Origin of the sequence: Mesorhizobium sp. M0772 (genome assembly GCF_040320135.1) — a bacterium.
Taxonomy (GTDB): Bacteria; Pseudomonadota; Alphaproteobacteria; order Rhizobiales; family Rhizobiaceae; genus Mesorhizobium.
This window is the reverse complement of the sequence record NZ_JAMYPB010000002.1, coordinates 126,610-143,616: the sequence shown is the minus strand read 5'-3', so window position 1 is coordinate 143,616 and position 17,007 is coordinate 126,610. Positions and strand designations below refer to the sequence as shown.

Sequence of the window (17,007 nt, the reverse complement as noted above, 5' to 3'; positions counted from 1 at the left end):
TTACGCCATCGCCTTCTGCAAATTCTCGTCGATCTTGTCGAGGAAGCCGGTGGTCGACAGCCATGGTTGGTCGGGACCGATCAAGAGCGACAGGTCCTTGGTCATGAAGCCGCTCTCAACCGTCTGGATGCAGACCTTCTCCAGCGTGTCGGCAAATCGCTTCAACTCGGCATTATCGTCGAGCTTGGCGCGGTGGGCGAGGCCGCGCGTCCAGGCGAAGATCGAGGCGATCGAATTGGTCGAGGTTTCCTCGCCCTTCTGGTGCTGGCGATAGTGGCGCGTCACGGTGCCGTGCGCGGCCTCCGCTTCCACCGTCTTGCCGTCCGGCGTCATCAGCACGGAGGTCATCAGGCCAAGCGAGCCAAAACCTTGCGCCACCGTGTCGGACTGGACGTCGCCGTCATAATTCTTGCAGGCCCAGACATAGCCGCCAGACCATTTCAGGGCGGAGGCCACCATGTCGTCGATCAGCCGGTGCTCGTACCACAGCTTCTTCGCCTTGAACTCGGCCTCGAATTCAGCCTCGTAGACCTCCTGGAAAATGTCCTTGAAGCGGCCGTCGTAGGCTTTGAGGATGGTGTTCTTGGTCGAGAGATAAACCGGATAGTTGCGCAGCAGGCCGTAATTCAGCGAGGCGCGGGCGAATTCCCGGATGGAGTCGTCGAGATTGTACATCGCCATGGCAACGCCGGCGCCGGGTGCGTCGTACACGTCATGCTCGATCACCTTGCCGTCCTCGCCGACGAACTTGATGGTCAGCTTGCCCTTGCCGGGGAAGCGGAAATCGGTGGCGCGATACTGGTCGCCGAAAGCATGACGGCCGACGATGATCGGCTTGGTCCATCCCGGCACCAGACGCGGCACGTTCTTCATGATGATCGGTTCGCGGAAAATGGTGCCGCCGAGAATGTTACGGATGGTGCCGTTCGGCGACTTCCACATCTTCTTCAGCTTGAATTCCTCGACGCGCTGCTCGTCGGGCGTGATCGTCGCGCATTTCACGCCGACGCCCCATTTCTTGATGGCATTGGCCGAATCGATGGTCACCTGGTCGTTGGTGGCGTCGCGGTGCTCGACGCCGAGGTCGTAATATTCGAGCTTCAGGTCGAGATAAGGGTGGATCAGCTTGTCCTTGATGAACTGCCAGATGATGCGGGTCATCTCGTCGCCGTCGAGCTCGACGACCGGGTTCGCCACCTTGATCTTCGCCATGAAAAGAATGCCTCGCTTTTGGGGAACAAAACGGCCTCGCCCGCATGGCTTCGGCCGGGTATGCGGAGCGTATATCAAAGCCTATTTGGCCGCGCAAACGACCATCCGTGCAGAATGGGTCGTCTGTGCCGCGACCGGTGTTTGCAAAAGCTTCATTTTGCCGAGCGGATGTGGCAGGGAACGCTGAAATGCCGCAAACAGCAGTTCATTGAGATCATGTCCGCCGTCGATCATCCTGAAAACGCATCCGCCGCCGGGCCGGCGATCATCCTGGTCGAGCCGCAGCTCGGCGAGAATATCGGCATGGTCGCGCGCGCCATGGCCAATTTCGGCCTTGCCGAACTGAGACTGGTCAACCCGCGTGACGGCTGGCCGAGCGAGAAGGCGCGCGCCGCCGCCAGCCGCGCCGACCATGTCATCGATGCCGTAACAGTGTTCGGCGACCTGGCGTCCGCCGTCGCCGACCTCAACTTCGTCTTCGCCACCACCGCGCGCGAGCGCGACGGCTTCAAACCCGTGCGTGGTCCGGTCGAGGCGGGCAGGGCGCTCAGGGCGCGTCAGATAGCCGGCCTGCGCACCGGCATCTTGTTCGGCCGCGAGCGTTTTGGGCTCTACAATGACGAGGTCGGGCTGGCCGACGAGATCGTCACCTTCCCGGTCGATCCCGGCTTTTCGTCGCTCAACATCGCCCAGGCCGTGCTGTTGATGTCCTATGAATGGATGAAATCCGGCCTGAAGGACGAGACGGCGACCAATTTCTCCAGCCCTGAAATGAAGCCGGCAAGCAAGGAAGAGTTGCACGGGCTGTTTGCCTATCTCGAAGGCGCGCTCGAAGCGCGCGGTTATTTCCGCCCGGCGCCCAAGAAACCCAAGATGGTCGACAATCTGCGCGCCGTCTTGACGCGCGCCGGTTTCGCCGAGCCGGAACTGAAAGTGCTGCGTGGCATCATCTCGTCGCTCGACCGGTTTTCGCCGGCCATGCCGCGCGGTGACGGCTCGCCGGGAGACGATCCAAGGCGTTTGCCGGCCGCTGCGCGAAAACCCCAGGCAGACAAAGAAGATTAGAAATCGCTAAGCTTCGAACGGCTGAAGTAACCGAATTTTATTTGCCTCTCGTCCATTGTTGTCAAAACGGTGGGGTGGCAAATGTTCACGTCCAAAATCGGCCGTATGCGCTTCTTCTTCTATTCGCTCGGCGTAGCCCTGCTCGAGGCCGTTCTTGCCGTGCTGTGCATCGTTGGCACGATCGGCTTTGAGGGGCTGGTCAACTCGGCGCCCGGTCCATCGCGGCAAGGCATGGCAGGCGCGGTTCTGGTCGTTTCCCTCCTGGCTGTGGTCATGCGTGCCAACATCGCCTGGCGACGCAGCCGCGACGCCAACGGCAAAGCCTGGATCCTGTGGTCCTACATCGTGTTCTGCGCCATCTACGCCTTTCTGCAGGCAGGCACGCTGCTGGTCATCGATTTCAACAATCCGGAAAGCACGTCCAGCGGTTTGAACCTGCTTGCGCTGTCGATCTTTGGCCTTTGGTGCACGATTCTGGTGGCTAAGCCGGTGGCGGGCATCAATATCGACGAACTGACATCGGTTTTCGATTTCGATGGCGATACGCCCATGCCTGCGGGATCCGGCCGGATGGCCAGCAGCACGGCACAGTCTTCTATGCGCAACGCCACACCGGCCACGCGCTCGGTGCCGTCCGCCCAGCCTCTGGGCCGTCCGCGGCCCGCCGGCTTCGGCAAGCGCGGGCTCTAGAGCAACCGAGGCAAGGTCGTCTTCGCCGGCTTTGCATGGAAGTTGCTAACATTCGCCACTTCAAGGCCATGATGGTTGCAGATAGAACGGCATTGGCCAATGACCGCCAAGCCTTCTGATCCAGCCTCTTTCATGGTCCGTTAGCAATGAGCCACCGTCCGATCCTGATGTTCGATTCCGGCGTTGGAGGATTGACCGTGCTGCGCGAAGCGCGCGTGCTGATGCCTGACCGGCGCTTCGTCTACGTCGCCGATGACAAGGCCTTTCCCTACGGCGCCTGGGAAGAGCCGGCGCTGCAGGCCCATATAGTCGAGCTCTTCGCCAAGCTGCTCGACCGTTTTGATCCGGAAATTTCGGTCGTCGCCTGCAATACCGCTTCGACGCTGGTGATCGATGCGTTGCGGGAAAAATTCCCTGGCCATCCCTTTGTCGGCACCGTGCCGGCAATCAAGCCGGCGGCCGAGCGCACCCGGTCCGGGCTGGTCTCGGTGCTGGCGACGCCGGGCACGGTGAAGCGCCAGTACACGCGCGACCTGATCGGCAAATGGGCGCAGAAATGCCATGTGCGGCTGGTCGGCAGCAACAATCTCGCCGGACTGGCCGAGGCCTACATGCGCGAGGGCTTTGTCGACGAGGAGGCCGTGCGTGCCGAGATCGCACCGTGTTTCGTCCAGCATGACGATTTGCGCACGGACATCGTCGTGCTCGCCTGCACGCACTATCCGTTCCTGGCCAATCGCATGCGCAAGACCGCGCCCTGGCCGGTCGACTGGATCGACCCGGCCGAGGCGATTGCGCGGCGCGCTCTGTCGCTGCTTCCGGCTGTCGACGGGCCATTGCCGCAAAGCGAGCCCGACATCGCCGTCTTTACCTCGGGAAAGGCGGACTTCGCCATCGGCCGGCTGATGCAGGGTTTTGGATTGAGCGCGCGCTAATGCATGTCGCCCAAAAGTGCGCAGCGGTTTTGGGACAACGACATGCATAAAACGAAAAAACTAAAGCGCGTCGCCGACGCGCTTTAGGCAGGCTCGAAGACAATGACGCGCCGAGCCGGATCGGCCGAAACAAGCCTTAGCGTCAGGCCATCGCCCTGCCTGAACCCTGAGGCCTTCACATTCGCAACGACAGGCATGTCCGAGAGCTGAACGCGCACACGCTGATCACCGACGTCGGTGACGACGGCCTTGAATGTTTCACCCATGCGCCCCCTCAGCATCACCGCCTCGGCAAGGTCGATGGCCGCGTGGTTGATCTGCGAGGCGCGGGCGCCTGCGCGGCCCATCACCTTCGGCAGTCTGGAAAACGCCTCGGTAACGGCTTGCGGCACCGGCTGGCCGTTGGCGATGGCTAGCACGCAGCGCACGACGTAGCGATCGGCCAGCCGCCTCAGGGGCGCGGTGGCGTGGGCATAGGTCGCGGCCATCGCCTCGTGCCAGGGGACAACGCCTTCTTCATAGGGTTGGTAGGACGCACCGGAGCCGGCGCGGCGGATTTCCAGCATCAGCGCTGCCTGTTGCATGTTGGTCGGATCGAGGGTTCGCTGATAGTCGGACAGGCTGGTCGAAGGAGGCCAGGACAGGCCTAAGGCCCGTGCCGCGCTGCGCAGTCTTTGTACTTTGGAAGCATCGGGCGGCGCCATCACCCGGAACAAGCCGGTCCGGTGTGCCAGCATGGCGTCGGCAATCGCCATGTTGGCGGCCAGCGAAAGTGCTGCGTTGTCTTGCTCGGATTGCAGCAGCGGTCTGAACGCAAGCTGGAACGTGCCATCGGCAAGCTGTTCCACCTCCTGCTCGGGCGGGTCGACGCGCGAAGCGCCGCGACGGTCTTCGGCCGCCGCCATGCGCCGCGCGATTTCGGCGAAGCCGACTGGGACGTCGGCGGCCTGCACGCTGTCATAGGCGAGCTTGGCGCGGCTTTGAATGATTGCCCGCTCCGCGCCATCCAGCCTTACCGCTCCGTCGTCGGCGATCCGGACCGTGAAGATGACAGCCGGACGCGGACCGCTGGGCAGCAAGCTCGCGGCGCCCTCGGCAAGCACCCGGGGATAGAGCCCGGCCTTGCCGTCCGGCAAATACAGGGTTTCGCCCCGCGCCCAGGCTTCGCGATCCACCGCGTCGCCGTCCGCGACGAACCAGGCTACGTCGGCAATCGCATAGTGCAACAGAAGGTCGCTACCGCTCGCTTCGATCGAAAACGCTTGGTCAAGATCGGTGGAAGCCGCGGGATCGAGCGTCACGAAGGGCATCGCCGTGCGGTCGGCATGCTGGTCGGGCACGCGCCTGGCCGCCGTCTGTGCCATGGCCATTACATCAGGGGGAAATGCCTCCGGCACATGGAACTCGGTGCGGATTTTCGCGAGGCCGGTAGCGAGTGCCTGCGAGGGATCGTTCAACGATTGCATGGCGCCGTCCTACACCGGCGTTGCGGGCACGGGAAGGTGGTTTGCCGGCAGTGCCGGCCGACCATGGGCAGGCATGAGCGCGGAACGGAAGTTGACCGCCAGCGCTGGAACCGTCGCCGGAGCGCAACGTTTCTTCCTCTGGCAGCAAAGGAGAAGCCGATATGCCTGCAACCTCAAAAGCACAGCAAAAGGCCGCGGGCGCAGCCCTGTCGGCCAAGCGCGGCGAGACCAGGAAGAGCGAACTTCAAGGCGCGTCGAAGTCGATGTACAATTCGATGAGCGAAAAGCAGCTCGAGGAATTCGCAGAGACCAAGCGCAAAGGCCTGCCGGAGAAGAAATCGGCAGACTGAAACCTTGAACCGAGTCGATAAACAAAGCCCGTGGCCGAAACCACGGGCTTCTTCGATTCAGGCCAAGCCCGAAACTCCTGTCGTCACCAGCAGCGCTTCACCTTGTAGCGGATGACCTTCTTGTGGCCATGCCGCCAGATGACCTTCTTCTTCACCACGACATGGCAGGTCTGACGATGCTTGTGGCCCTGCCAATGCTTGGCCATCGCTGGCTCGGGCACGGCGATCGACATCGTCCCGGCCAGGACGGCTGCACCGACCAACGAGAGGAAAAACTTCTTCATGCGACTTCGGGCTCCTTGGCTCCAGTCCCTTCCTAAATGCCGTCGGCGCAACAACCTCCCGCCGCATCCGGCACGGCACTCAACGCAAAAGACGTGATATGGTTGCCGGGCCCAGCGCCAGCGACGCGCTTGACTCTGCTCAAATCTCCGTTTAACGAGCCCACCAACACCGGGCCGCAATGCCCGGTTGTTTCTTTTGCATGGCAAGCCCGGGAAAGCAGGTTTATCGTTTCCTGGGCCTTGTCTAGACTGACGTGTCCCGTGGGTTTCCGCCGCGTTGCGTGGGAAAACCCTGTCAGGCCTCGAAAACGGAGGCCAGAGGAGGGCGCGTTTCCTTCACCCGGACCATGAGGTTCCGGGTGGTTTGTTTTGAAAGGGAATGCGATGAGCAAGCGCGAATCCGCGAAGTACAAGATCGACCGCCGTCTCGGCGAAAACATCTGGGGCCGCCCGAAGTCCCCGGTCAACAAGCGTGAATACGGCCCCGGCCAGCACGGCCAGCGCCGCAAGGGCAAGCTTTCCGATTTCGGCCTGCAGCTGCGCGCCAAGCAGAAGCTGAAGGGTCACTATGGTGATGTCTCCGAAAAGCAGTTCCGCAAGGTCTATGAAGAGGCTGATCGCCGCAAGGGCGACACCTCCGAGAACCTGATCGGCCTGCTCGAGTCGCGTCTCGACGCGGTCGTCTACCGCTCCAAGTTCGTGCCGACCATTTTCGCGGCTCGCCAGTTCGTCAACCACGGCCACGTCAACGTCAACGGCAAGCGCGTCAACATCGGCTCGTACCGTTGCAAGCCGGGCGACGTCGTCGAAGTGCGCGAAAAGTCGAAGCAGCTGGTCATCGTGCTGGAAGCGGTCGGCCTCGCCGAGCGCGACGTGCCGGACTATATCGAAGTCGATCACAACAAGATGGTCGCGACCTTCTCGCGCATCCCCGGCCTGGCCGACGTTCCGTTCGCCGTGCAGATGGAGCCGAACCTGGTCGTCGAATTCTATTCGCGCTAAGCGATCGCTTTTCTGCGATACCGGAAAGGGCCGCCCGTCGAGGCGGCCTTTTCTTTGTCGGCCATGTCCGCTAATCCGGCACTCTCGGCTATGGAAAGCGACAAGCCATGAACATGCTGGCAGACATCGAAACAGTTGAACCGATTGCTGAAGGCGGCTTCCATCCGCTGTTTGCCGACGTGCCGTCTTCCGTCGAGTTCAACAAACTGCGTAAGCGGCTGTTGCGGTTGACCCGCCAGGCGGTCGAGGATTTCGCCATGACGAGGCCCGGCGACCGTTGGCTTGTCGCTTTGTCCGGCGGCAAGGATTCCTACGGCCTGCTGGCCGTGCTGCTCGATCTCAAATGGCGCGGGCTACTGCCGGTCGAGCTGCTGGCCTGCAATCTCGACCAGGGCCAGCCGAATTTCCCGAAGCACATTTTGCCCGATTACCTCGATGCGCATCGCATTCCCCATCGCATCGAGTATCAGGACACCTATTCGGTGGTCACCGACAAGCTGCCTCAGGGCAGCACCTATTGCTCGCTGTGCTCGCGGCTGCGGCGCGGCCATCTCTATCGCATCGCGCGCGAGGAGGGCTGTTCGGCGCTGGTGCTCGGCCACCACCGCGAGGACATTCTCGAAACCTTCTTCATGAATCTATTCCATGGCGGCCGCCTTGCCGCCATGCCGCCAAAGCTGCTCAATGACGACGGTGACATCATGGTGCTGCGGCCGCTGAGCTACTGCGCCGAGGTCGATCTGGAGAAATTCGCCGCCGCGATGAAATTCCCGATCATTCCCTGCGATCTCTGCGGCAGCCAGGAAGGCCTGCAGCGCAACGCCATGAAGGCGATGCTGGACGACATGGAAAAGCGCATGCCGGGCCGCAAGGACACGATGCTGCGCGCGCTGTCCAACACCAGGCCCTCGCATCTGCTCGACAGAAAGCTGTTCGACTTTGCCGCCCTCAATGGCAGCCTCAGTACAGGACAAGACATTTCCGATGATATTTGACGACCAAGCGATCGACTGGCTGGCCGAGCTTCTCGCCGATGCAGCCAGGGCCGAAATCATGCCGCGCTTCCGCCGGCTGGGTGAGGGCGACATCAGGCAGAAGACCTCGGCCGCCGATCTGGTGACCGAGGCCGACATCAACGCCGAGCGGCTGATCACGGCCAGGCTGCGCGAGCGCTATCCCACGGCGATGATCGTCGGCGAGGAAGCCTGTTCCGACAATCCGGCGCTGCTTCAGGGGCTCGGTGATGCCGACCTCGCCTTCGTCGTCGACCCGGTCGACGGCACCTTCAACTTCGCCTCCGGCGTGCCGCTCTTCGGCGTCATGCTGAGCGTCGTCGTCAAGGGCGAAACCGTCGCCGGTATCATCCATGACCCCGTAGGCCGGGACTGGCTGATCGGCGCCAAGGGCGCCGGCAGCCATATTCGCCATGCGCATGGCGTGCTGGAGACGGTGCATGTCGCCGATGCCGTGCCGATCTCGCAGATGACCGGCTCCGTCTCCTGGCAATATCTGGCGGAACCGCAACGCTCGCTCCTGGCGCGCAACCAGACCAAGACCCTGTCGCAGTTCGGCTATCGCTGCGCGGCACATGAATACCGTCTTCTGGCCAGCGGCCATGCCCATTTCGTCGTCTACAACAAACTGATGCCGTGGGACCATCTGGTCGGTGTGCTGATCCACGCCGAGGCCGGCGGCTACACCGCGCGGATCGACGGTAGCGCCTATCTGCCCTCGCATATCGACGGCGGCATTCTTGTCGCCCCGGACAAGGAAAGCTGGCAGGAGTTGCGCAGGGAGCTCTGGGCGCAATAATCGGTCCAACTGCTCGTAGAGGCTTTCGTCAAGTATATTGGCTCTGTTATAGTGTCCAATCTCTCGCGAAGTCGGAAGCCGCGAAATGAAACATCGGTCCGCAATTGTTGCAACGGCACTTGCACTTGCCCTGGTCGCCAGCGCCACTGAGGCACGATCGCAGGAGCGCGCGTGTCGTAGCCCCGATCCCGTCGACACCATCGACGAAATGTTCGACGCGATCTTTGCCTGTTGGCAGCCGCCGCCTGGAAGTGCTGGCCTGACCCTGACGCTGAGTTTTTCAATTCGCAAAAACGGCACGCTGATGGGCAAGCCGCGCGCCACCTTTTCGCATATGGGAGACGATGCCGCGCTCAACCGGGTCTTCGTCACGTCCGTGCTCGAAGCGCTCGACAAGGCTCTGCCGATGCCGCTGTCGGACAGCATGGGTGGCGCCATCGCAGGGCGCCCGCTGTTCCCTCGTTTCACGGCAGTGATTGGCGGCGCATCCTGAAACGCGTCGCATAAGGGTGGATGCGGTTTGAGACCACAATCTCAAGGCGCGTCGCTCAATGCAGGTCGGTGACGTGCCCTGAAATGGGTGGGTTGTGCGGCTGGAACATCTTGCCGCGCTCGGCGATCAGGATCATCAGCAGGGCCGCAACCGAGACGCTGCAGAACCCTGCGGCCAGCGGCGTCACCGTGCCGTTGAAGGCCTGGCCGATCAGCGTACCGAGAATGCCGCCGAGAAATGTCTGCATGAAGCCCAGGATGGACGACGCCGTGCCCGCCAATTGCCCGAGCGGCTCCATCGCGAGCGCGTTGAAATTCGCGCCGAGCCCGCCGAAAGGCAGCATCGCAGAGGCAAAGAAGGTGATGAACAGCCAGAGCGGCATGTTCATTTCCAGCGAGACGACCAGCCAGGCAAGGCTGATGCACAGGAACAGAAGCAGCGCGCCTTGCGACAGCCGGCGCATGCCGATCCGTCCGACCAGCCGCGAGTTGAGGTAGTTCGAGAAGGCCAGCACGCCCGCAACGCCGGCGAAGATGACCGGGAACAGCTCGCCGACGTGGAAGATGTCGATATAGATCTGCTGCGCGGAGATGATGAAGCCGAACATGGCGGCGAAGATGAAGGTGCTGGCGAAAGCATAGCAGAGCGTGAGGCGGTTTGTGAGCACGATGCGGAAGCCGTCGATCACCGAAGAGACAGTCAACGGCCGGCGATGTTCGGGATGCAGAGTCTCCGGCAGGCGCAGCAGCGACCACGCCGACACGATCAGCGCCCCGACCGCCATGGTGACGAAGATCCAGTGCCAGGTTGCGAACAGCATGATGACCTGGCCGATCCCGGGCGCGATCACCGGGATGGCCATGAACACCATGAAGATCAGCGACATCACCTCGGCCATGCGCCGGCCGTCGAACGTATCGCGCACGATCGAGACGGCGATGACGCGTGTGGCGGCAGCACCGATGCCTTGCACAAGCCGGCACAGCAACAGGATGGCGAAGGACGGGGCGATGGCCGCGGCCGCAGCCGCCACGACATAGATCGCCAGCCCGGCGACCAATGGCGCGCGGCGCCCGAACCGGTCCGAAATCGGCCCGAAGAAAAGCTGTCCGCCGCCGAAGCCGAGCATATAGGCGGTGATCACATATTGGCGGTGGTTTTCATTTTCGACGCCGAGCGTGGCGCCGATTTGCTGCAGTGCCGGCAGCATGATGTCGATGGCCAGCGAGTTCAACGCCATCAGTGCCGCGCACAGCGCGATGAATTCCCAGCGCGGAATAGGCAATTTGCGTGCCTGTTGCGGCGCTTTTGCTGGCTGGTCCACGCGGGTCCGATCTTCAAACCGAATATGCGCCGGCATGCCGGCGCATAAGTTCGTCCTCGCTCCGATAGGGGGAGGTAACATTTTGCCGGGGCGGGGCTGCCCCGTCTCAACTCAGAATCAGGCTGTCGCTTTGACGCTGACGCCCTTGTCGACGAGCAACGTCTGCAACTCGCCCGCCTGGAACATTTCGCGGATGATGTCGCAGCCGCCAACGAATTCGCCCTTGACGTAGAGCTGGGGGATCGTCGGCCAGTTCGAATATTCCTTGATGCCCTGGCGCAGTTCGGCCGAGGTCAGCACGTCGACGCCCTTATAGTCGGCGCCGATGTAATCGAGGATCTGGACGACCTGGCCGGAAAAGCCGCACTGCGGAAAACCGGGCGTGCCCTTCATGAAAAGGACGACGTCGTTGCCCTTCACTTCGCTGTCGATGTAGTCGTTGATGCCGCTCATGAGATATCCTTTCACGCCTGTGGGAGTCAGGCTCGAAGCATAGCCATCAAATAAACCCATAGATGGGCCGAAACAAGATGTTTGCGCCGCCGTCGCGGAAATGGCGCAAAGGATCGCCTGTCTTGGGCCAAGCATCCGAGCCGATTGCAACCTTCGGAACATGATGAAAAGACGATATGGCGCCGCCCTTCCGATCGCCATCCTGCTGGCGGCGATTGCCGTTGTCTGGTGGCCGAGACGCCCGGAGCCGCCGCCGCTGGTCATTGGCGGTGACCTGCCCGCGCCTTGCCGGAATGTCGCCTTCGAGGCGGTGACCTATGTCGTCTGCGAGACCGATCTTCGCGCCGACAGCATCGGTGTTTTCCACGCCGGCGCCGATGGCAAGCCTTTTGGTTCGCTCGAAGCCTTCGACAAGGCGGTTGCGGGCGAGGGGAGGCCGGTGCAGCTCGCCATGAATGGCGGCATGTATCACGAGGATTTGTCGCCGGTCGGCCTGCTGGTCGAGAACGGCAGCGAAAAGTCACGGCTCAATCTTGCCGACGGCGAAGGCAATTTCTTCCTGAAACCGAACGGCGTCTTTCTGGTGGGCAATGACGGCAAGGCGGCTGTCATGGAAAGCAACGCCTATGCCGTCGCCAAACCCGATGTCGCCTTCGCCACGCAGTCGGGCCCGATGCTGGTGATCGACGGCCAGATTCATCCACGCTTCGAGCGGAACGGAACCTCGCGCTACATCCGCAACGGTGTCGGCGTGCGCGATGAAAACACCGTTGTGCTGGCGATCTCGCGGTCTGAGGTCAGTTTCGGCAGCTTTGCGCGGCTGTTTCGCGACGCGCTACAATGCCGCAACGCGCTGTTCCTCGACGGCGCGGTCTCCGCGCTGTCGGATGGGAAAAGAATGATCGTCGGCGGAAAATACCCGGCGGGCCCGATCATCTCAGTGTCGGCGAAGCCGATCACGTCAGTGTCGGCGAAGCAGCCGCAGAAACAGTAGGCCAGTCTGGCTTCACTCCGGCACGCTGGTCTGCAGGGCCAGCGCGTGCAGCACGCCGCCCATATTGCCCTTCAGCGCATCATAGACCATTTGGTGCTGCTGGACGCGGCTCTTTCCGCGGAAGCTTTCGGCCACCACTTCGGCTGCATAGTGATCGCCGTCACCGGCGAGGTCGCGGATCGTCACCTTGGCGTCCGGAATCCCGTCCTTGATCAGTTTTTCGATGTCGTGGGCATCCATTGCCATGGCAAAATCCTGTTCTGGGCGGCTAGGCACGAGTGACTCGCACGGCAGCCTAAAGCCTTTCTGGTCCGGGTTGAAGCCGTTCTGTCGGCGACGCAGTGTCTAAGGGCCATCCTGCCGCGGGTGAACCACACCATCTTCGGTAATGTCGTCGCGGGTCGAGAACCCCCGGCCAAGGCTGAACACCAGGACATAGAGCGGGATGTTGAGCGCCAGGTTGATAATCGGGAGATAGCTGGTCATCTGCCACAAGGGCGAAAAGAATGGTTGGCCATAGCCGTCGCAGATCAGCGATGACCCGTATTCCCACAGCGCGCCGGTAATGACCGCAATCGCAAAGAGCTTGATGCAGGTGGCGACATGCCTTGCGCGCGCCGGGTTCGGCAAAAGGCGGCTCCACAGCACCAGGCAGACGATGGGGATCGCATAGATCAGACTTTGCAAGGCCAGCATCTGCAGTGTGCCATTGGCCGCCTCAAGGAACTGGTCACGCCTTTCCAGCAGCGGACAGACCTCGCTCGAGGTCGTCGACAGCAGGAAAAAGACGAACGGCCCAAGGAACCAGAAGAAGAACAGCGACGGCCAGAAGACGACTGCGATCAGCGTCCGGGCTGCCAGGCTGGTCAACTGGACTTGTCCATGAAGTTCGGGAACCAGCCTTCGTGGGCGGCGGTCAATTCGCTGACCGGGATCGCCCTGGCATCGCCGAGCTTCAGTTCGTTTCCACCGGTCGAGCCGATCCATGGCGCAAAGATGCCGAGCTTGCTCTGTTCCTCGCGGATGGCGTCCCATTCCTTGCTCTGCGGATCGACGGACAGCGTCAGGAGGTAGCGGCCCTGGTCTTCGCCGAACCAGACCGGGATCGGGTCGGTGCCGGCGAGCCCCGGAATGGTGGCGCCGATGCCGGACGCGATCGCCATTTCGGCTAGGGCCACGGCAAGGCCGCCATCGGAAAGGTCATGGGCCGCGGTCACGACGCCCGACGCGATCAGCGCGCGCACATGGTCGCCGACGCGCTTTTCGTGGGCGAGGTCGACAGGTGGCGGCGGCCCGTCGGTACGGCAATGAATGTCCCTGAAATAGGCGGACTGGCCGAGATGGCTGCCCCAGCTTGCGGGTGCGCCCACCAGCAGGATCATCTGGCCCTCGGCGGCGAAGCCGATACGGGTCATCTTCGACCAGTCGGCGATCAGCCCGACGCCGCCGATGGTCGGCGTCGGCAGGATGCCTTGGCCATTGGTTTCATTGTAGAGCGAGACATTGCCCGACACGATCGGGAAGCCGAGCGCCCGGCAGGCATCGCCAATGCCTTTCACCGCGCCGACCAGCTGGCCCATGATCTCAGGCCGTTCCGGATTGCCGAAATTGAGGTTGTCGGTGGCCGCCAGCGGCAGCGCGCCGGTGGCGGTCAGGTTGCGCCAGCATTCGGCCACCGCCTGCTTGCCGCCTTCGTACGGGTCGGCCTCGCAATAGCGCGGCGTCACGTCGGAGGAGAAGGCGAGCGCCTTGGTCGGATGGCCTTCGACGCGCACCACGCCGGCGTCGCCGCCCGGAAGCTGCAGCGAATTGCCCTGGATCAGCGTGTCGTACTGCTCCCACACCCAGCGGCGCGACGACAGGTCCGGCCCGCCGAGCAGTTTCAACAGCGCGTCGGCGACATCGGCCTTCGGCGCATCGCCGGCGGCAAGCGCCGCAGGTTTCTTCGGCTCGACCCAGGGGCGGTCATATTCCGGCGCCTTGTCGCCAAGGTCCTTGATCGGCAGGTTGGCGACCTCGTCACCCTGGTGAATGACGCGGAAGCGCAGATCGTCGGTGGTCTTGCCGACAATGGCGAAGTCGAGGCCCCATTTGTGGAAGATCGCCTCGGCTTCCTTTTCCTTCTCGGGGCGCAGCACCATCAGCATGCGCTCCTGGCTCTCCGACAGCATCATCTCATAGGCGCTCATGCGCTCTTCGCGCACCGGCACCTGGTCGAGGTGAAGCTCGATGCCGAGGTCGCCCTTGGCGCCCATCTCGACCGCCGAACAGGTGAGGCCGGCCGCACCCATGTCCTGGATGGCGATGACGGCGCCAGACGCCATCAGCTCAAGACAGGCTTCGAGCAGGCATTTTTCGGTGAAGGGATCGCCGACCTGCACGGTCGGGCGCTTCTCGTCGATCTTGTCGTCGAACTCGGCCGAGGCCATCGTGGCGCCGCCGACGCCGTCGCGCCCGGTCTTGGCGCCGAGATAGACGACCGGCAGGCCGACGCCCTTGGCTTCCGACAGGAAGATCGCATCGGTCTTGGCGAGGCCCGCGGCAAAGGCGTTGACCAGGATGTTGCCGTTGTAGCGGGCGTCGAAATTGACCTCGCCGCCGACGGTCGGCACGCCAAAGGCGTTGCCGTATCCTCCGACGCCGGAAACCACGCCGCTGACCAGGTGCCTGGTCTTGGGATGGTCCGGTGCGCCGAAGCGCAAAGCGTTCATCGCCGCAATCGGCCGCGCGCCCATGGTGAAGACGTCGCGCAATATGCCGCCGACGCCGGTCGCCGCACCCTGGTAGGGCTCGATGTAGGAGGGATGGTTGTGGCTCTCCATCTTGAAGACGACGCAGTCGCCGTCGCCGATATCGACCACGCCGGCGTTCTCGCCCGGACCCTGGATGACCTGCGGCCCGGTGGTCGGCAGCGTGCGCAGCCATTTCTTCGAGGATTTGTAGGAGCAGTGCTCATTCCACATCGCCGAGAAGATGCCGAGTTCGGTAAAGCTCGGTTCGCGCCCGACCAGATCGAGGATGCGCTGGTATTCGTCGGGCTTCAGCCCATGCGCGGCTATGAGTTCCGGGGTGATCGGCACGGAATTGGAAATGGTCATGGGCGGCGATTGATGTCCATGGGAGAGGGGAATTTGAGTCCCCTCATATCGCAAGCTTTGGCGTGATACACCCCATTGGATGACGAAAAACGCCGGAAAACCACAGGGCGACGATGGTAGCGGGGAGCCGCTGGGGAACGCTATGGCATCCCGGCCGTTAGGCCTCAAACCAATCAGGAGATTTCGACATGGCCACCAAGCAAGGCAAGAAAGACAATCGCCTCTCCGACAAGGAGGCCATGCATATTGCCGAGACCACCGACGTTTCGCCCAAGCAGGCCAAGGACCTGGCCGAGAAGCACGGCAAGGACAAGGGCGCGAAGGAAGCCAAAAACTTCAAGGCAGAGGGCTGAACCTGAAGATCGGGATACAGGAGGATCGAGTCAGGACGAACTGTCGTAGCCGGCGCGGCCTTCCTCCAGCAGCCGCCGGATCACCGCGACGCCGCCGGTGATGTCCTCGCGCCGCCTTGGCTGCGAGACGCCGAAACGCACGCCGTGAAAAACCTGCTCGGAACGCCCCGCCTTGAACTCGTCCTCGTCGTCGAGGAGCACGCCATTTTCGAGGCATGCGCTCCTGAAAGTGCCGGACAGCCAGGGATCGGGCAGCGTCAGCCAGACGAAGGGCACGCTGCCGTGTGACTTGAAGGCGAAACCGGCCAGTGTCTCGCGCACGATGGCGATCCGGGCGGCAATTTCGGCAATGCTGCGTTTGCGGATATCGCCAGCCTGCCCTGACAGCACCAGCCGCGCATTCACCTCCGCCAGCAGGAACGGCATTCCGCCGGTCATCATCTTGTGGGCGACGCGGATGCGATGGCGATAGGCGGGCGGGCAGGAGAGCCAGCCGCCGCGAACACCTGCCGCGACCGATTTCGACAGACCGCCGGCGACAATGGTGCGCTCGGGCGCATATTCGGCGATGAGCGGCGTCGGATCTTCGGTCAGGCCGCCATAGAGATCGTCCTCGATGACGATGACATTGTACGCGCGCGCGACGCGGGCGATCGCCTCGCGGCGCGAAACCGACAGGATCGCCAGCGTCGGGTTCTGCACCGTCGGCATCAGGAAGATCATCTTCGGGTGCTTCTGCGCGCAGACGCGTTCGAAATCCTCGGGATCGAGGCCTTCTTCGTCCGATGCCACCAGTGCTATGCGCCGCCCGATCAGCCCGGCGCTGCGGGCGATCTGCGAATAGGTGAGGTGCTCGAAGACGACATAGTCGCCCGGCGTGGTCAGTGCCGCAATCGCCGCCATCACCGCGGCATGCGTGCCAAGCGTGGGAACGATGGTGTCGGCCGCCGGACGGAACGAATTGCGCGACAGCCACCGGGCGCCGGCCTCGAACCAGCGCTCCGGAAAATCCCTGGTGTAGCTCGAAATCTCGTGCGGGTGTTCCTGCACCGTGCGCGAGAGCATGTCAGCGACAATGGCGCCCTGGCCGATGTCGGGCGCGGCAGTGCTGTCGAAACGCAGTTTGCCGGGCGGCGCATCGACATAGCGCGTGCCTTGCACGGCAGGCTCGGCGAATTCGGGTGACGCTTCCGATTGCTGCGCCAGCACATAGGTCCCGCGACCGACTTCGCCGCTCACCAGGCCGCGCTCGCGCAGCAGCTGATAGGCTCGGCCGATCGTGCCGACCGTCGTGCCGATATCATAGGCGAGATCGCGCTGCGGCGGCAATTTTGCCCCGGCATCGATGACGCCCTTGTCGATGTCCGACTCGATGCTGTCGGCAAGGCGCTGGTAAAGCGGGCCGGAACCGATGGTGAGGTCAGGGAGCCAATTTGTCATGGTGACAATTCTGTATATCGCACCAGATCGGGTGTC

Annotated in this window: 20 protein-coding genes; 10 read left to right on the top strand and 10 right to left on the bottom strand. The window is 62.8% G+C overall.

What is annotated here, in order from left to right; all coding sequences use genetic code 11:
- Both NKI06_RS02165 and NKI06_RS02160 read right to left on the bottom strand, forming a co-directional pair.
- Entirely contained in the window at positions 1-1,212 is a 1,212-nt protein-coding gene (locus NKI06_RS02165; protein ID WP_023669114.1) for an NADP-dependent isocitrate dehydrogenase, read from the bottom strand.
- Positions 1,213-1,293: 81 nt separating this feature from the next.
- Entirely contained in the window at positions 1,294-1,446 is a 153-nt protein-coding gene (locus tag NKI06_RS02160; protein WP_023756448.1) for a hypothetical protein, read from the bottom strand.
- Between NKI06_RS02160 and NKI06_RS02155 the strand changes: the two genes are divergently transcribed.
- The 3 genes from NKI06_RS02155 to murI all read left to right on the top strand — a co-directional run bounded on the left by NKI06_RS02155 (position 1,429) and on the right by murI (position 3,902).
- Positions 1,429-2,277 (top strand): RNA methyltransferase, encoded by an 849-nt coding sequence (locus tag NKI06_RS02155; protein ID WP_023743143.1) that lies wholly within the window; start codon positions 1,429-1,431, stop codon positions 2,275-2,277. The two genes, NKI06_RS02160 and NKI06_RS02155, sit on opposite strands and share 18 nt — an antisense overlap.
- Before the next feature lie 81 nt (positions 2,278-2,358).
- Positions 2,359-2,967, top strand: a complete 609-nt coding sequence (locus tag NKI06_RS02150) for a DUF805 domain-containing protein (protein WP_352511280.1) — start codon at positions 2,359-2,361, stop codon at positions 2,965-2,967.
- A gap of 146 nt (positions 2,968-3,113) precedes the next feature.
- On the top strand, positions 3,114-3,902 hold the full coding sequence (gene murI, locus NKI06_RS02145; RefSeq protein ID WP_023697564.1) for a glutamate racemase: 789 nt from the start codon (positions 3,114-3,116) through the stop codon (positions 3,900-3,902).
- An 83-nt stretch (positions 3,903-3,985) separates the two neighbouring features.
- On the opposite strand, the gene NKI06_RS02140 is transcribed toward murI, so the two are convergent.
- Entirely contained in the window at positions 3,986-5,368 is a 1,383-nt protein-coding gene (locus tag NKI06_RS02140; protein ID WP_352983773.1) for an RNB domain-containing ribonuclease, read from the bottom strand.
- 161 nt (positions 5,369-5,529) lie between these two features.
- Here NKI06_RS02140 and NKI06_RS02135 point away from each other — a divergent pair, with 161 nt between their 5' ends.
- Complete coding sequence (locus tag NKI06_RS02135; RefSeq protein WP_023684876.1) at positions 5,530-5,718, top strand: DUF3008 family protein; 189 nt, start codon at positions 5,530-5,532, stop codon at positions 5,716-5,718.
- A gap of 83 nt (positions 5,719-5,801) precedes the next feature.
- Here the strand turns inward: NKI06_RS02135 and NKI06_RS02130 are convergent, their stop codons facing one another.
- Positions 5,802-6,002 carry a hypothetical protein gene (locus NKI06_RS02130; protein WP_023690200.1) on the bottom strand — a complete coding sequence of 67 codons (201 nt, stop codon included), beginning with the start codon at positions 6,000-6,002 and terminating at the stop codon, positions 5,802-5,804.
- Between the two features lie 384 nt (positions 6,003-6,386).
- On the opposite strand from NKI06_RS02130, the gene rpsD reads away from it, so the two are divergent.
- The 4 genes from rpsD (at position 6,387) to NKI06_RS02110 (ending at position 9,309) form a co-directional block, all read left to right on the top strand.
- Entirely contained in the window at positions 6,387-7,004 is a 618-nt protein-coding gene (gene rpsD / locus NKI06_RS02125; protein ID WP_023669107.1) for a 30S ribosomal protein S4, read from the top strand.
- A 107-nt stretch (positions 7,005-7,111) separates the two neighbouring features.
- Positions 7,112-7,999, top strand: a complete 888-nt coding sequence (ttcA, locus tag NKI06_RS02120) for a tRNA 2-thiocytidine(32) synthetase TtcA (protein ID WP_023734529.1) — start codon at positions 7,112-7,114, stop codon at positions 7,997-7,999.
- Positions 7,989-8,816, top strand: coding sequence for an inositol monophosphatase family protein (locus NKI06_RS02115; protein WP_352983770.1), 828 nt, complete (start codon positions 7,989-7,991; stop codon positions 8,814-8,816). The genes ttcA and NKI06_RS02115 overlap by 11 nt, the downstream gene beginning before the upstream one ends.
- Positions 8,817-8,901: 85 nt before the next feature.
- On the top strand, positions 8,902-9,309 hold the full coding sequence (locus NKI06_RS02110; protein WP_352842291.1) for a UCP034077 family protein: 408 nt from the start codon (positions 8,902-8,904) through the stop codon (positions 9,307-9,309).
- A 55-nt stretch (positions 9,310-9,364) separates the two neighbouring features.
- On the opposite strand, the gene NKI06_RS02105 is transcribed toward NKI06_RS02110, so the two are convergent.
- A complete protein-coding gene (locus tag NKI06_RS02105) occupies positions 9,365-10,633 on the bottom strand; it encodes a multidrug effflux MFS transporter (RefSeq protein ID WP_352983767.1) in 1,269 nt (422 codons plus the stop codon).
- A gap of 117 nt (positions 10,634-10,750) precedes the next feature.
- Positions 10,751-11,086: a Grx4 family monothiol glutaredoxin gene (grxD, locus tag NKI06_RS02100; RefSeq protein WP_023669102.1), complete on the bottom strand. Its 336-nt coding sequence runs from the start codon at positions 11,084-11,086 to the stop codon at positions 10,751-10,753.
- 160 nt (positions 11,087-11,246) lie between these two features.
- Here grxD and NKI06_RS02095 point away from each other — a divergent pair, with 160 nt between their 5' ends.
- Positions 11,247-12,080, top strand: coding sequence for a phosphodiester glycosidase family protein (locus NKI06_RS02095; protein ID WP_032903557.1), 834 nt, complete (start codon positions 11,247-11,249; stop codon positions 12,078-12,080).
- A 12-nt stretch (positions 12,081-12,092) separates the two neighbouring features.
- Here NKI06_RS02095 and NKI06_RS02090 read toward each other — a convergent pair whose 3' ends face one another.
- From NKI06_RS02090 to purL, 3 genes are all read right to left on the bottom strand, one after another.
- Positions 12,093-12,326 (bottom strand): BolA/IbaG family iron-sulfur metabolism protein, encoded by a 234-nt coding sequence (locus tag NKI06_RS02090; protein ID WP_023751453.1) that lies wholly within the window; start codon positions 12,324-12,326, stop codon positions 12,093-12,095.
- A gap of 99 nt (positions 12,327-12,425) precedes the next feature.
- Entirely contained in the window at positions 12,426-12,950 is a 525-nt protein-coding gene (locus NKI06_RS02085) for a hypothetical protein (RefSeq protein ID WP_023751454.1), read from the bottom strand.
- Positions 12,947-15,178, bottom strand: a complete 2,232-nt coding sequence (gene purL / locus NKI06_RS02080) for a phosphoribosylformylglycinamidine synthase subunit PurL (protein ID WP_352983762.1) — start codon at positions 15,176-15,178, stop codon at positions 12,947-12,949. Before purL ends, NKI06_RS02085 begins: the two co-directional genes overlap by 4 nt.
- A gap of 188 nt (positions 15,179-15,366) precedes the next feature.
- On the opposite strand from purL, the gene NKI06_RS02075 reads away from it, so the two are divergent.
- Positions 15,367-15,531, top strand: coding sequence for a hypothetical protein (locus NKI06_RS02075; protein ID WP_023669098.1), 165 nt, complete (start codon positions 15,367-15,369; stop codon positions 15,529-15,531).
- 30 nt (positions 15,532-15,561) lie between these two features.
- Here NKI06_RS02075 and NKI06_RS02070 read toward each other — a convergent pair whose 3' ends face one another.
- On the bottom strand, positions 15,562-16,971 hold the full coding sequence (locus NKI06_RS02070; RefSeq protein WP_023748567.1) for an aminotransferase-like domain-containing protein: 1,410 nt from the start codon (positions 16,969-16,971) through the stop codon (positions 15,562-15,564).
- Positions 16,972-17,007 lie beyond the last annotated feature (36 nt).